The organism is Ruegeria sp. BG3, assembly GCF_056538485.1.
This window is the reverse complement of record NZ_JBQFTE010000008.1, coordinates 199,714-213,742: the sequence shown is the minus strand read 5'-3', so window position 1 is coordinate 213,742 and position 14,029 is coordinate 199,714. Positions and strand designations below refer to the sequence as shown.

13 protein-coding genes and 1 pseudogene are annotated in these 14,029 nt (G+C 56.3%); 1 reads left to right on the top strand and 13 read right to left on the bottom strand.

Annotation, left to right across the window (positions count from 1 at the left end):
• The first annotated feature begins 12 nt into the window (after window positions 1-12).
• Window positions 13-303: a hypothetical protein gene (locus tag ACR0AI_RS14305; RefSeq protein ID WP_480674975.1), complete on the top strand. Its 291-nt coding sequence runs from the start codon at window positions 13-15 to the stop codon at window positions 301-303.
• A 730-nt stretch (window positions 304-1,033) separates the two neighbouring features.
• On the opposite strand, the pseudogene ACR0AI_RS14300 reads toward ACR0AI_RS14305, so the two are convergent.
• From ACR0AI_RS14300 to ACR0AI_RS14240, 13 genes and pseudogenes are all read right to left on the bottom strand, one after another.
• Window positions 1,034-1,167 (bottom strand): annotated as a pseudogene (locus ACR0AI_RS14300) (IS5/IS1182 family transposase); the annotation flags it as partial.
• A 121-nt stretch (window positions 1,168-1,288) separates the two neighbouring features.
• The gene (locus tag ACR0AI_RS14295) at window positions 1,289-2,344 is read right to left on the bottom strand and encodes an ABC transporter ATP-binding protein (protein WP_480674973.1); all 1,056 of its coding nucleotides are present in this window, start codon (window positions 2,342-2,344) and stop codon (window positions 1,289-1,291) included.
• Complete coding sequence (locus tag ACR0AI_RS14290; protein WP_480674971.1) at window positions 2,344-3,591, bottom strand: MGH1-like glycoside hydrolase domain-containing protein; 1,248 nt, start codon at window positions 3,589-3,591, stop codon at window positions 2,344-2,346. The genes ACR0AI_RS14295 and ACR0AI_RS14290 overlap by 1 nt, the downstream gene beginning before the upstream one ends.
• A 5-nt stretch (window positions 3,592-3,596) precedes the next feature.
• Entirely contained in the window at window positions 3,597-4,805 is a 1,209-nt protein-coding gene (locus ACR0AI_RS14285; protein WP_425085508.1) for a carbohydrate ABC transporter permease, read from the bottom strand.
• Entirely contained in the window at window positions 4,805-6,040 is a 1,236-nt protein-coding gene (locus ACR0AI_RS14280; RefSeq protein ID WP_480674969.1) for a carbohydrate ABC transporter permease, read from the bottom strand. Before ACR0AI_RS14280 ends, ACR0AI_RS14285 begins: the two co-directional genes overlap by 1 nt.
• A 58-nt stretch (window positions 6,041-6,098) precedes the next feature.
• Entirely contained in the window at window positions 6,099-7,454 is a 1,356-nt protein-coding gene (locus ACR0AI_RS14275) for an ABC transporter substrate-binding protein (protein ID WP_480674967.1), read from the bottom strand.
• A gap of 21 nt (window positions 7,455-7,475) precedes the next feature.
• Window positions 7,476-8,606, bottom strand: coding sequence for a LacI family DNA-binding transcriptional regulator (locus ACR0AI_RS14270; RefSeq protein ID WP_480674965.1), 1,131 nt, complete (start codon window positions 8,604-8,606; stop codon window positions 7,476-7,478).
• Window positions 8,607-9,304: 698 nt separating this feature from the next.
• Entirely contained in the window at window positions 9,305-10,129 is an 825-nt protein-coding gene (locus ACR0AI_RS14265) for an energy transducer TonB (RefSeq protein ID WP_480674963.1), read from the bottom strand.
• Window positions 10,126-10,521 carry an ExbD/TolR family protein gene (locus tag ACR0AI_RS14260; protein ID WP_480701368.1) on the bottom strand — a complete coding sequence of 132 codons (396 nt, stop codon included), beginning with the start codon at window positions 10,519-10,521 and terminating at the stop codon, window positions 10,126-10,128. Before ACR0AI_RS14260 ends, ACR0AI_RS14265 begins: the two co-directional genes overlap by 4 nt.
• Entirely contained in the window at window positions 10,518-10,889 is a 372-nt protein-coding gene (locus ACR0AI_RS14255; protein WP_480674959.1) for a biopolymer transporter ExbD, read from the bottom strand. Before ACR0AI_RS14255 ends, ACR0AI_RS14260 begins: the two co-directional genes overlap by 4 nt.
• Window positions 10,879-11,544, bottom strand: a complete 666-nt coding sequence (locus ACR0AI_RS14250; RefSeq protein WP_480674957.1) for a MotA/TolQ/ExbB proton channel family protein — start codon at window positions 11,542-11,544, stop codon at window positions 10,879-10,881. The genes ACR0AI_RS14255 and ACR0AI_RS14250 overlap by 11 nt, the downstream gene beginning before the upstream one ends.
• Before the next feature lie 4 nt (window positions 11,545-11,548).
• Window positions 11,549-11,986 carry a hypothetical protein gene (locus tag ACR0AI_RS14245; RefSeq protein ID WP_480701366.1) on the bottom strand — a complete coding sequence of 146 codons (438 nt, stop codon included), beginning with the start codon at window positions 11,984-11,986 and terminating at the stop codon, window positions 11,549-11,551.
• A gap of 22 nt (window positions 11,987-12,008) precedes the next feature.
• Window positions 12,009-14,024, bottom strand: a complete 2,016-nt coding sequence (locus ACR0AI_RS14240) for a TonB-dependent receptor plug domain-containing protein (RefSeq protein ID WP_480701364.1) — start codon at window positions 14,022-14,024, stop codon at window positions 12,009-12,011.
• Window positions 14,025-14,029 lie beyond the last annotated feature (5 nt).

The following is a 14,029-nucleotide window of genomic DNA, read 5'->3' as shown; positions in this document are numbered from 1 at the left end:
CGGGCGGTTCAGGTGGCAGATGAGCTCTTCTGCCGGAACGGCAACATCGAAATTGATGCCTTCGCTGCAGGAACAGTCGTCCACCTTGTGCCGGGCCTTGTGAATACGCCTTCCTTCGCGATCGCGCAGCTTCATCCGAAGTTCCATGGGGCCTTCACATCGGCAATCCTCAGGGATTTTCGACGGATCTACTGTGAGCACAAATCGGCCATCAGCGGCCGTCAATACACACCCCAAGTCGATCTTACAGTCATCTCGCTTGTGCCAGGCGTTGCCAAAAACGGCGCGAATCTTGACCAGTAGTCCGTGTACGGGTTGGCCGTTTTCCTTCTGAGTGACACGACCGAAAACAAATTGAAAGTGACTAGGCATAGCTGAAACAAGCCTCCGATTTAAATATGAACTTCTGCTGATTTCACTTGGGAATTGCGCCAAAAAGGACGCTTTGCACTAATTGCGACCAAGTGTGATATGCAAATTTCAAATAGGGTTAATGTTAATAAAATATGCTGTTATTTTGCGCCAAAATCCCCAAAATGTCAATCAAATGCCGCCCCCTGCGGCGCTCTGGGTAGCATTTGGAGCCGTTGACACTGCACCACTTTCGCACGGTGAAACGTGTGGAACTTCGTACAGTTCTCGCGTGAAAACCGTTTCTTTGGGCAATTTTTTGGCGCACACTGCCAATAACACCAGTGGCCCTTTGCCGACCTTCTTTCTATCTTCACGACTCTACAGGCGCAGCCAGCAACCCTGCCGCTCGCTCCAAATGCGAAATCGGAAACTGATCGGCTAGAAAATTGAGTTGTAAGAGGAGCTTGCATTTTAAACTGGTTCGCATCGACCAAGGGTTGCGACTAACCATACGGGGCTGCGATTAACTAAACTGATTTAGTCGTGCTGAATATTGTTACGGATATTGTCGACTCTTCCACAATTGACGCTGAACTTGTTTACGCAATGCTTCTTATTCGAATGGTCAAGCGAGTACTGCTCACAATGCTCTTCGTCGTGACAGCAACCCTTGTCATGATCGCGCACCGCGCGGCGGCGGGAGCCATACCATCTCGAGAACAAATCAATGGACGGCGATACGCGCTGCTTCAATGCTGTGTTATACGGAGGCCAGTTTCTGGCCTTGAACTTCGTCGGGGCCAAACTGCTCATGCCAACAGCCACCATCCTAGATTCAAACAGTTAACTCGAGACTCATTTGTGCAACAAGGCCACCGGGCAGAGCAGTATTTTCGTCAACCCGAACAAAACTTCTCAATGGTGTCACACCCGTTCATCGGGGACTGATTGTCTGCCCTGCCGCGTCGAAAAATTGCAGTTTCTCGGGTGCAAAATACAAGCCGATTTGCGCTCCGGCTTTGATCTGCGTGTCCCCGCCAAGGCGAACCGTCACCTTCTCATCAAACCCGCAATCGACGATGATGAACATATCTGCGCCAAGATACTCGACCACCTCAACTTTGCCGTCGCTGTGACCCGAGCCAGGTTCGACCACACTGATATGTTCCGGACGGATGCCCAGCATCGTGGCTGTACCAGTCCGATCAAACGGGCCGCCTCCACCGTTCTCTAGCTGGAACTGATCGCCGGAAACAGTGCAGGGAATGACGTTCATTTTCGGACTGCCGATGAACTGCGCCACGAACAAGTTGGCGGGGCGTTCGTATAGTTCGCGTGGGGTCCCGACCTGTGCAATCTTGCCGAATTCCAGCACCACGATACGATCAGCCAGTGTCATCGCTTCGACCTGATCATGAGTCACATAGATCATGGTGCGGTTCAGGCTCTGGTGAAGCTTGGCAATCTCATACCGCATCTCGACCCTAAGAGCGGCGTCCAGGTTGGATAGCGGTTCATCGAACAGGAATGCGGTGGGGTCACGCACAATGGACCGACCGATCGCCACGCGCTGACGCTGACCGCCGGACAGGTCTTTAGGTTTGCGCTCCAAATAGGATTCCAGCTTGAGCACCTCGGCGGCTTTGCCCACTCGTTCGGCAATCTCGCCCTTGGATACGCCCGCCACTTTCAGCGAGAACCCCATATTTTCGGCCACCGTCAGGTGTGGATACAGAGCATAGGACTGGAACACCATGGTCAGCCCGCGCTTCGAGGGCGGGTTGTCAGTAACGTCATCCCCATTGATCAAAAGAGACCCGCGCGAGATGTCCTCCAGCCCACCGATCATCCGCAACAGGGTTGATTTACCACAACCCGACGGGCCAACGAAGACGACGAACTCACCCTCTTCGATCTTTAGATCGATGCCCTTGATCACCTGCACTTCGCCGAACCATTTTTCGACGGAATTGAGCTCTATGCTGCCCATCAGTTCCTCCCTGCCCAATGCAGCCAGACGGCAGCGGTCCATGTGAACGAGTTGCCCCCGGCAGGACTGCCGGTAATCGGGTCGTAATATTCGGCAAAGCCGTGGCCAGCGATCAGACGACCGGTTTTCAGGCGTAGTGCTTCGGCCTCAACCCCGTGGCCCATATCCTTCAGACCGAACCCCGTCAGCATGTTCATAAATGCCCATGTTGGCCCTCGCCAATATCGGCGCTCGTCAAACTTGGGCGATTTGTGATCATAGCTAGGGATTGGGTGCGGGACCGTGGTCAAAACAGTTTTCAAACGGTCCAGCATTTGCTGGGATTCGATGCCTGCATACCAACACAGATAGCTTGCATTTGAGACGCTTTCAGCCCATTTGCCCGTATGCGCATTTCGGGAGTCAAAGGTGCCCAAAGCCTCGTTCCACAGTGACTTTGCGCCCGCCTCGAGCCGGTCCACGTCATCAGCGAAGCCTTCGGCCCTGATCCCCAATTCCTCGCTGATCGCCAGCAGATCGCGGGCGGCGCGTAGAGTTGTGAAACTCATCGTCGGATCGGCGACGCGGAACGGGTTCTTCTCTAGCAATTGCTGCTGATCCCAGCCCGCTTCACGCCCAATCTGAACCAGTTTGATGTAGCGGTCATAGTCGTATTTGGTGGGCCTGTCGGCGCTGTTGACGTGGCTAGTGTCGCGACGCTGGTATTCGCCCACGTCTGAGGCATCAATGCTCGCCATTGCGTCGTCCCAGTCCGGTGCATTGTCGCGCCCAGCCTCCCAAGGGTGGGTGGTGCAAACCGCGTCGTGGTCATCGAGACGCCATGTCATGAACCACCGATGCCAGGCCAGCATAGCGGGGAACAGGGCGCGGAGGCGGGCTTCACCAGCCGCGCGGTCTTTCTCCCATACCCGCCGGGCCATGGTAGCCGCCAGCGGTGGCTGGGTTACGCCAGAGGAGGCAATCGGCCCGATGCCGCCCCAGACATCCGGCCCTGGGAAATAGCCCGGATCCGTTTTGTGGAACAGGATGTGGGGGACCATGCCGTCCTCCCACTGGCCCGAGAACAGCGTCTCAAGCTCGGTCCAGGCGCGGTCGATATCGAACTCGGCAAAGCCAAGCGCGGCGATCGCGCTGTCCCAGTTCCATTGGTAGGGATAGAGCCCGCTGGTCGGGATCGTATAGCCACCCCGATCATTGGCGACCAGGATATTGCGTGCTGACTCTGTCGGCGAAGTAAAGTGGTTCATTTCTGTCATCCTTTGACCGAGCCTGCTGTCAGGCCTTTGGTCATGAAACGTTCAAGCCCCAGGAACAGGGCCATGATTGGAACGGTGGCAATCACCGCGCCAGCCATGAGATGTTGGCGAGGGATTTCCGAGGAGTTCAGCATTGTGACGCCTCGGGTTAGAGTGAATTTCGAGGGATCGTCCAGCAGCATGAAGGCCAGTAGGAATTCGTTCCAGGCGATCATGAAGACATAGAGCGACACCGAAGCCAGCGCCGGCAGGCTGAGCGGCAGGGTGATCTTCCAGATCACCGCCAAGCGCGAGAGACCATCCATCAAGCCAGCCTCTTCCACCTCGGTCGGGAGTCCACGGAAATACCCCTGCAGCATGTACAGCGCGACCGGGATCGTGGTGACCGGGTAGATCATGACGATGCCCAGGATCGAGTTGCGCAGGCCGGTCAGCGAGAACGCGATATAGATCGGCAGCGCCAGAACGATCATCGGCACCATGTAGATCAGCAGGATCGAGCGCGAGAACGCCTTTTGCCCTTTGAACCGGAACCGCGCGACCGCATAGGCCCCCGGAATGCTGAAGGCCAGTGTGATGAAGACCGTCAGAACCGAGACGTAGAAGGATGTCCACAGGTACGAGCCGAAATTGAAGTCGCGGAACAGTTCCGTATAGCTGCGGAATAGCGCCCAACCCTGATCCAGATCCAGCGAGAAATCCAGCGGGTTCTGCAACAGCGCCTGCTGCGATTTCAAGCTGGTCATCACCATCACGTAGAAGGGGATGACCACGATGGCCGTGAAGAAGATATAGCCGAAACCGGTACAGAACCGGATCACGGCGTCTTCGAACTCGTGACGGGTCAGTTCGCCAAAGGGCAGCTCTTTCAGGATTTCAGCCATCGAAAGATGCATCACCACGGCGATCGAAACCACGGTGACCGATAGCGCGAGCAGCGTTGTGTCCGAGCCGATCAGAACCGGGCCAAAGCCTGTCAGGCAGGTCAGACCCAAAAGGGCCGACACTCCCAGACGCGCCGAGGCATGACGAGCGGGAAAGCGGACATACGCCAGACCAGCCAACGCGCCCCAGAACAGGCTCAGCAGAACCTGCGGACGGAAGGCCGCGCCCGTGGCGAAGGACATGGTGACCGCGATGGTGGTAGCAATCACCACCAGCCACAGCGCGCCCAGGATCGGGCCAGTGATATACCCTTGGCGCATCACAGACCCTCCTCACGGCTGATGAATTTGAAGAAGACAAAGCTGAAGGCGATCAGGCACATCAGGATCACCACGGCCACTGCCGCGCCCGCCCCGATGTTCGACACCGCAAAGGCCTGTTCATAGACATTCACAGTCAGCGTGCGGGTGCCCGCGTTGCCTCCGGTCAGCAGGAAGATGTCGTCGAACTTGTTGAACGTCCAAATGAAGCGCAGCAGGAACAGGACCGACAGGATGCCCAGCAATTGCGGAATGCTCAGCAGCCAGAACTTCTGGAACGGTGACGCGCCATCCATATCCGCCGCTTCATACATGCTGGAGTCGATGGATTGCATCCGCGCCAGAATGAACAGGAAGGACAGCGGGAAGTAGCGCCAGATTTCAAAGACGGTGACCATGATTAGCGCCAACGGGCGTTCCCCGAAGAAGTTGATCGGCTCGCTGCTCAGCCCCATCTGCACCAGCAAGGCATTGGCCGAGCCCGAGAAGGGGTCGAACAGCGTCACCCAAGTGAAGGCCACAGCAATGACGGGCGCCACGTAGGGGAACAGATAAAGACCCCGGATGAAGCCCTGCCCCTGGAAGCTTTTGTTCAGCAGCAAGGCGGCGAACAGGCCCATGATCAAGGCGCCGATGGTGCCAAAGACGGTGTAGAACAGGGTGACCCAAAGCACGCCCCAGAACTCGTCGCCGTCAAACACACGGGCGAAGTTCTCCAGGCTGAACTCAAAGTTTGTCAGAACGCTGGGACCGCTGCCGGTGACCGTTGGTTCAGACCCTTCAACGAGATCTTCAAAGGCGTCCGGGTCGCCATCGACCGCAACGGGAATGCGAATACGCTCGCGCTCGCCGCCTTCCAGCGTACCAAAGTCGCAGAACAGCTCTTGCCCGTTCAATACACAGGGGGCTGCAACGTCGCCGAGTGTCGTGACGCCATCGGGCAGGACATCCCTGACTGTCACGCCATCGATCGCAATATCCTGACTAGAGTTGCGTAGGCGGTATTCGATCCGCAGATCATCACCCGATCCGCGCAGGCTTTCACGCACGACCGGAGCAGGCGGGCGCAGGTCAGACAGGGTGAAGGGCTTGAAGCTGATCCAGAAGATCGCCAGCAAAGGCAGGATCACAACCAGCGACACACTGATGATGGTCGGAGCCAGCAGCGTCCAGGCCAGACGCGCCTCGCGTTTGGCTAACGCCCCGGTTCCTGTCGGTGGGGAGGCCGAAGTCATGGGTTACCTCGAAGGGTTTAGGGGCAGCGGCGCGCGCGCCGCTGCAGTTGCCGGGTGGTTACTGAACCTTGGCCAACTCTTCGTTCATCGCCGCAATGGCTGCGGCCGCGTCGATTTCGTCGTCAATATACTGGCGCACGACGCGGTTAATGGCCTGGCTGTTGATCATCTTCGACGCCAGCGCAAGTTGGCCCTCGGCCACGCCCCAGCGCTGCGCCACATCCAGACCGCCAACGATTTCGTCGATCATGGATTGTTCGTACAGATCACCCAGGGGCGCTTTGCGGTCGACACCAACAGGCAGCTCTGCCCAGGCCTCCGAGAACGCGGTCGGGTTGTCGGCATTGCCACGACGGACCGGGAACTTGCCCTCGGGTGCGATTGCCAACGTCTGGGTATAACCGTCGTCCATGGCGAATTTCACGAACTCCATCGCCGCATCGGTATCGGCGTCGTTGGTGATACCGAAGTACCGCACGTCACCCCACGCCGCGCCATCCGGGTTCGAGGGACCCGACAATTTGGTCACGATCCCGGTCTTGCTCGCCAGATCGCGCGAGGTCGGGTCGTCATTGATGGTTGGCGGGGCGCTGTCACGCAGGCCAGCCAGTTCGTCCAGAATAAAGGGAGACCAGATGATCATTGCAGCCTTGCCGTCAAAGTACAGCTCGCGCGATTGCTTCCAGAAAAGTTCACCCGGAGGCGACGCCTTGGAGATCGCTTTGTAGAAATCCAGAACCTCGGTGGTCTTGGCTTCGTCAAGCGGTTGGAACCCGTCGGGACCAACAGGGCTGACGCCATTGGCTAGGAAGACATGCTCTAACACCTGGCTCATGAAGTTTTCGTCGACTTTGGTCGCCGAAACAAATCCGTACATTTCCGGCGGGTTGTGCAGGGCCTTAAGCGCGGCCTGAATATCAGCAAAGCTGTCGGGGGCTTCCAAACCGGCCTCCTCGAACAGGTCTTTGCGGTACACAACCATCTGGGTCCAGCCATCAACTGGCACCGAGGCGGTTTCGTCGTTGAACGCAGCCATAGCCAAAGCACCGGGGGCGAAAGTGTCAGCGCCCAACTCTTCAATCACTTCGGTCGCGGCTTCGGTGTCCAGAATACCGGCCTCGGCCCAAGGCAAGGCGTATTGCAGAGTGTGATAGACGACGTCCGGCAGGTCGCCCGCCGCAAAAGCGGCAGTCGCGCGCGTGCCCAAATCGCTCTCGGTGACCGGGATCACCTCAACCGTTGTACCGGTTTCGGCTTTGAACTGGTCCGCCATCTCTTGCTGTTTTGCCAGACGTTCAGGTTGCTCCTCGGTGGTCCAAAAACGGATCGTGTCAGCCTGCACGGATAGCGCTGTCAGCACCAGCGCAAGTGACGAGCCAAGCATCAGCTTCGCAGCTTTGGGTGTTAGTTTCATCGGTGTCCTCCCCGGTTATGTTCACGTCAGATGGTTTAGTTTCCATGCCAATTCGTGTGACGTCAGATGTGGTGGCCCGTCCGAGTCACCTTCGATTAGGGTGGCCTCGGCCAGTTCTCGCAAGTCTGCAGCCGCTTCGCCACGGATTTGCCTTATCAGTAGGGTCGCCAGCCGATCACCGGCCGCGCGAGAATCGACGGAAAATGTCGTCAGTGCAGGGCGCGCGTAGCGGCATTCAGGAACACCATCATAGCCAATCACCGAGATGTCGCGCCCGATTTCGAGCCCTTGATCCTGCGCATCTGCGCAGAAACCCAACGCGGCCAGATCAGTCGCAAAGACAATCGCCGTTGGAGGTTGATCCAAGGCCATCAGCACCCGTCCCTGAGCCGCGCCGTCTTCACGCGTGCGCGCCCCTTCCTGGATCAGATCCGGATCCAAGGGCAGACCAGCAGCGTGCAAACCTTCGGCATATCCGTCACGGCGTAGATGCGCATAGTTGAACTTTGGATCGCTGCCGACAAAGCCTATGCGTGTATGCCCCAAGTTGCTCAGTCGCAAAACGGCGTTACGCATCGCGCTTTCACCGGCAATGTCGAACCACGAAGTCTCGTCCCAGTTATTTGGTTGTCCATAGCCGGTGCGTCCATACAGAATATGAGGTACCCCAAGACTGCGCAGCAGGCCAATACGCGCATCCTTCACCGCAGTCCGCGGTAGAATGAATCCATCGGCCTTCCGTTCTTCGTAAAGGCGGCTCAGCACCTTCAATGTGTCTTTTTCGGAGGTCGCCGTGGAAATGGTCATGGTCCAGTCCAGGCTGCTTGCCGCTGCGCAGGCTCCGGCCAGAAAATCCTGCAAGAAAGGATTGTGCTGATCCGGTTCTTCGCTGTTGATAACCATAGCTATCGCACGAACTTGTCCGGTTCGGATCGCCTGCGCGTGGCTGAGCGGTCGATATCCCAACACCCGAGCCGCTTTTTCAACCCGTGCGCGCGTCGCCAACGATATATCTGGATACCCGTTAAGCGCGCGCGAAACCGTGCTTTTGGACAAGCCCAGGTGCGCTGCCAATTCGTCCAGTTTCACCCGGCCCGTGACGGTTGCGCTACCTGACTGGTCACGCGGTGTATATGAAAGATTCGCGGTCATTGAAGCTATTTGTTCGTTCCGAAACCGGTTTCGGCAATAAAAAAGTTAAAAAAAGTGCAATCTGGCCATTTTTTGGACGATTTTTGGATGGCAGCAAAACACTTAGACAAAGCACGGAAGAGCTTTGCTGCAAAGTTAAGACAATTTGAGTTAGCGAGACTAAGGCAAGTCTGGTCGGCTGATTGCTATATCCATGCGAGGCAATGAGCAAAAGTTTGCAGCAGTTCCCACCTGTCAGTCTTGCTAACTTATGACGCGTTGGGAACAGAGTTTATCCTTGAGGGTTTAAACCACCCGCTGTTCGTTTTGCCCAACTCTTCTTGAACCGCGACGTCTGGCATCTGGTCGGAGCAATCTACGCGTTCACCCTCACTCACAGTACCCTTGTGGCCTTGCCTTCACTGGGGAGTGTTTCACGCGCCTGTTCCGCCGGTCAAAACTGCTATTGCTCTGTCTATCGTGTTTCTAGCGGTCGAAATGCAACTGATTCTTCGCTGCAATTGCAAAAGGACTAAGCAACAAGAATGACGCGAAACTATGCTGGCAAAACTTCCCCACCGGAAGCATCAGTACGGCGGTTGCGCCGCTTGGCTTACGTGTGCTGTGGGGCATTTTGAATTGCAGTTCGCACTCGCGGTGTCGCAATCTGGTGCTGATCTCATGGTACTCAGAAACGTTCCGGCCTCGTGCATTCACCTCTACTTACTCAAAATTTCTATAGTGTATTCTCGACGGGCCCCGGCAGGCGGAATTGGGAAAGGTGCAGCCGCGCGCACCTGTGACAAGGCGATCTGGTCCAAACGTTTTGAACCTGAACTGAGGGCAATGTTGGCCGATACCAAAGCTCCGCTGTCAGCGATGCGAAACGTCACCAGAACGGTGCCGCGGATGTTGACGCTTTTGCGTCTCGCGCGAAGGATCTTGCGTTTGACTTTCCCCGCGTAGTTGCTTGCATCGGCATTGCCCTGGGCCGAGGTTGAATGGGCTGTCTTTTCTGCGGCGGCTTCACCCATGGCGGTTTCGCCCGTCGTACTGCCCTTTTTTCGAGTGCGTTCACCATTGCCTGCTTTCGCAGCTGGCTGGGCGACTTTCTTTTTCTCAAGTTCTGGGGTTGGCACGGGAGGCGTTGCAGGTTTGCGTTTGGGCTCAGACTCAGACTGTTTGGCTTGGGTCACTTCGGGCCGGCTTGCCTTTTGAGGAACCGTCGCTTTCAATGCTCCTTTCGCCGAAGGCACAACCTGTTTTGCGATAGGTTTTGCACTCTTCGCTGTCTGCACCTCGGGGTTTGCTTGTTTAATTGGTTGATCAGGCTCTACAGTCTTTTTCCGGGTCGAGGCCGGCGCAGATGCAATAGTTCCAGCAGTGAAATCCTTAAAGGACGCCCCAAGCGCCGCAGTTTCGACCGAGCCACCACCTTCAATATGCGTCGTGGTTTGTGTGCCCAAGTCATGCAAAGAAAGACCGTGGGTCGCAGCAGCCAACACGATCGCAGATGCGGCTATTGCGCGAGAACTGGGAATCATTGCAGCGCTTTTTGTGTGATCACAAAGACCTTGTTTGCGCCTAGGGCACGAAGCGCATCACTAACCGCTTTCAGCCGCACCGCTGGAAGCGCGCGGTCTGGAACCAAGCGTACTATTTCCAGCGGCAGGTCAATCGAGGCCCGTTCAACATAGGCTTCAACATCTGTCAGTTCGGCCCCGAGATACTCGAGCACACCATCGGCACGGATCACCAGCGCGTCTGGCGGCTCGCGCCTTTCAAGGTCCTTCGTTTCGACCAGTTGCACCGAATTGCCAAGCGGTGGGGCAAGCGTACCGGCAATCATGAAGAAAACCAGCATCAGAAAGACGACGTTGATCAATGCAATTGTGGGTTCTCGGGTTCGCTTCGCCCTTGGCTTCAGTTGCATCATCCGATCACCTGTGTCCGCAACTGCGCCACACCTTTCAAAGCCGTCAGCAGGTCAATCAGTTGTTGCGAGGTTGCGCTCTGTCCGAGACTGATCAGTGCCATTTGTTCAGAGGTCCCGTCGAAAAGCTCTGTAACGCTATCCAGGGTTGTTACGGTCCCGTCGACCAGAAGACGATCCTGTTCAAGCTTCACAAAGCGGATCGGGATGTCTTGGTTAGACCCTCCTGCCGAAGCCGTTGAAAACTCAATCTCGCCGTATTTCGAGAAGGTTGAAGTAAGCATGAAAAACAGCAGCAGCAAAAAGATGACGTCGATCAACGATGTCATCGACAGGCGTCTACGCCGCTTGGCGCGGGTCTCAAGTGCCATGGGCAAGGGCTGCCTTTGGCATCTCGGTCGCTTCGCATTCTGCGGCGTGACCAGGTGCGAAAACGGTGCGTAGGGCACGGTTGGTAAAAATACGCTCACGCGTCATGCGTGCCTCGAACCACGTCAGCACAAGCGAGGTTGGCATGGCTAAGGCCAACCCTGCAGCCGTTGTCAGCAGGGCAACCCAAATACCACCTGCTAGCAGTGCAGGGTCTACCGAATTACCCGCACCTTGTAAGGTTTGGAAGGCTTCGATCATGCCTAGAACGGTGCCGAACAAACCCAATAGCGGTGCCAATTGAGACACCATGTCCAGCACGTTGAGGCCCCGTTCAAGCCCAGCAAAGCGCGCTTCGGCCTCGGCATCAGCACGCTCGGACAGCGTGCTGCTATCACCACTGAACGACATGGCGATCACTGGGGCCAGATAGCTTCGGCTCTTGTCCAGATGCGCCATCGCAGCCGCCCGGTCCTGCCGGTCCCATTCTTCAATGGCCAAAGACAGCTCGATATGGCGACCGACGCCGGCGGCCGCATATTGCCAAAGCTTGTAAATAACGAGCGACAGGGTTGCGACCGAGGTTGCGATCAGGATCGCAACAACCGGCCCGCCAAGCGCAAGGATGTTTGTTAACTTCTGGATTATCATATCCATTGGCCTATCCAATTATTTCCGTTTCAAGGCGGCTTTTGAGTGTCAGATTCGACATGCAGGCATTCTCCATCCCGCCTTGATGCGCACATTCCTGAGCGTCGTTGATCAGGATACGAGTGATGTGGTTGCAGGCCATTCCATCGAACTGAAATTGGCGGACCCTAGGACGCCCTGCAGGCAGATCCTCGAAATCCAGAAGCGTGAGCAGAGCAACGCCACCTTCGGCGTCGAATAAGACCATTTCGTAGACGGCGCCTTCGATATCAGCGTCATAGCTATTTTCGACCAAAAAGCTGAGCAGGCAGCTTTCGTCTCGGTCTTCAGCAGAACTCAGCTCTATAGAAACGCCACCGGTTTCTTCGGCGGAGGCAAGCCCCGCCCCCAGAATTGGGAGCAGGGCCAGCAGGACCAACCGAGCATTTCTTTTCGACGCTATTCGCATAACTGGTCCTTTTCTTTCTTGATCAGAAGGTTTTGGCCACGGTCAGCTTGAAGTTCCGGCCCGGCGCGCGGCGGGTCGACAGGCTGCCCTGATAGTCCTTGTCAAAGATGTTCTCGATCCCGGCATAGATCTCGAAACCTGCCAGCGCGCCCTGTTGCGGAAAATAGCTGGTGCGCAGCGTGTTTACGCCGAACCCCCCCAGATCATCCCCGTCCGGGGTAAAGCCAGCCCGGGATCCCAGAATTTCCCAGCTGACGTCCAGCGTTTCACCAAAACGCTTGCCCAGAGTCAGGCGGGCGGTATCCGCAGGCTCGCTTCTCCAGCGACTGACTGTTCCGTCATCCGCTGTCTCTTCACCATCGACGATGTTGGCATTGAAATCAGCGTAGAAGCCGCTGGCATGCGCGTATGAAGCTTCGATCTCAGCGCCGCGTGTCTCAACCCGTTCCAAAGGGGTGAAGACCAATGTGAAAGGTGGGATGAATTCTGTCGTCACATAAGATGTGACGTCTCGCAATTCGGTATCGTAGAGATTCACCTTGAACCGCAGCGTATCACCTGCGCTGAACACATCCGCCTTGTTGTAAGAAAACCCAGCCTCGTAGGTTGTGGATTTTTCGGATTGGTTGATGCGGTCTATGTTGTCCAGATCGTCGATGATGGGCAGGTTCTCTGTGTAGGCAGCGCCACCAAACAGGGCGAAGCCGCTGTCAAATTCGTACCGGACCGACAGACCGCCCATAAGCGCATCGTCGCTAAACGTACCGTTTCCAGGTGCAGGTAGTGCAGAAGCACCATCGATGCGTTGCGTCTCATAGCGAATGGCCGGAGTGATGGTCCAGTTGTCACCAATCTGCATGTCGTCGACCACGAAGACTGCAAAAACGTCATTGGTACCACCGGGCGCTGACGCGGCATCACGCCGTTTAATGTGGCTGTATTCAACACCTGCTCGGAGGTCATGATCGACAATTCCGGTTCGGAAATAGGCAGTGTTTTTGACTGTCAATTTTGTTGTTTCAAACCGATGGTCGGCGTCTCCAAGGGCGCTTGGTCCGCCGATCGCTGTTTGGTTGATCTCCTGATCAGAATAGCTGAGGTTGACGTCCAGATCGACCAGATCGTTCCCGGCTGGGCGGTATTGATACCGTAAAATCGCAATTCGTGTATCTATGTCACGGTCGACATTTCCGAAGGCATCCGCAGTGGTGCCGAACGAATCCAGCGGCACGTCGCGCTCTTGAGATGCCGACTGGTTCCACGACGCAGTCAGAGAGTGTTCGAGGTTGTCACCAAAGCTGTATTTGGCTTTTGCCAAAAGCGAGGGCAAAGAAAATTCGCTATTTCCGATTTCATTGCCATCGCCGTCGTCCTGATTGTCCTGATCGCGATAGACGTAGTTGAAAAGGAACTCGGTCTGTTCATTCGGTTGCCAGGCCAGAATGGAAGACGTCAAAAAACCGTTGCCGTTCGAGTATCCCTCAAGCGTCTGACGCAGTTTGAAACCCGGCTCGCCGCCGGTGAAGTCCGAGGCGTCCTTGGTCTCAAGCTGAACCACACCGCCTACAACGCCCGAGCCGTACTCGAAGGAGCCGACCGTACCCCGGATCACGGAAACACTTTTGTAGAGCTGAGGATCGGTGAATAGTTGGTTGCCAAGTCGATAGATCTCTTCCCCGCCAGTGGTGGCACCATCAACGAGGATCAAAACCTTCTGGTCGGTACCAAAAGTACTGGTAGCACCAAAGCCGCGAATGTTGATACCAGACCCTTGCGGTGTTGAGCCATTCACCAGAGTCACACCAGGCACCGTGTCGATCAGTTCTGCAACCGTGTTGGCCTGACGGTCATTGATCTCTTCCTGATCAATGTTGGTGATCGGTACTGCGGTTTCGGTCTGAATTTCACGTTTGCTTTCGCCCAGCTCAAGTGTGCCCAGGAACCCATCATCCTGTTCCTGCGCCCAAGCGGCCGCTGCGATCATACTGAGGCAAGAGGCGGTGCCAAGCAGGCCCGCCTTTCGAATTGAAGCACGCATTTCTG

Excerpts from the sequence above, each read along its gene's own strand:
- ACR0AI_RS14295 (WP_480674973.1), bottom strand. The coding sequence starts at position 2,344 with ATGGGCAGCATAGAGCTCAATTCCGTCGAAAAATGGTTCGGCGAAGTG.
- ACR0AI_RS14290 (WP_480674971.1), bottom strand. The coding sequence starts at position 3,591 with ATGAACCACTTTACTTCGCCGACAGAGTCAGCACGCAATATCCTGGTC.
- ACR0AI_RS14285 (WP_425085508.1), bottom strand. The coding sequence starts at position 4,805 with ATGCGCCAAGGGTATATCACTGGCCCGATCCTGGGCGCGCTGTGGCTG.
- ACR0AI_RS14280 (WP_480674969.1), bottom strand. The coding sequence starts at position 6,040 with ATGACTTCGGCCTCCCCACCGACAGGAACCGGGGCGTTAGCCAAACGC.
- ACR0AI_RS14275 (WP_480674967.1), bottom strand. The coding sequence starts at position 7,454 with ATGAAACTAACACCCAAAGCTGCGAAGCTGATGCTTGGCTCGTCACTT.
- ACR0AI_RS14270 (WP_480674965.1), bottom strand. The coding sequence starts at position 8,606 with ATGACCGCGAATCTTTCATATACACCGCGTGACCAGTCAGGTAGCGCA.
- ACR0AI_RS14265 (WP_480674963.1), bottom strand. The coding sequence starts at position 10,129 with ATGATTCCCAGTTCTCGCGCAATAGCCGCATCTGCGATCGTGTTGGCT.
- ACR0AI_RS14260 (WP_480701368.1), bottom strand. The coding sequence starts at position 10,521 with ATGATGCAACTGAAGCCAAGGGCGAAGCGAACCCGAGAACCCACAATT.
- ACR0AI_RS14255 (WP_480674959.1), bottom strand. The coding sequence starts at position 10,889 with ATGGCACTTGAGACCCGCGCCAAGCGGCGTAGACGCCTGTCGATGACA.
- ACR0AI_RS14250 (WP_480674957.1), bottom strand. The coding sequence starts at position 11,544 with ATGGATATGATAATCCAGAAGTTAACAAACATCCTTGCGCTTGGCGGG.
- ACR0AI_RS14245 (WP_480701366.1), bottom strand. The coding sequence starts at position 11,986 with ATGCGAATAGCGTCGAAAAGAAATGCTCGGTTGGTCCTGCTGGCCCTG.
- ACR0AI_RS14240 (WP_480701364.1), bottom strand. The coding sequence starts at position 14,024 with ATGCGTGCTTCAATTCGAAAGGCGGGCCTGCTTGGCACCGCCTCTTGC.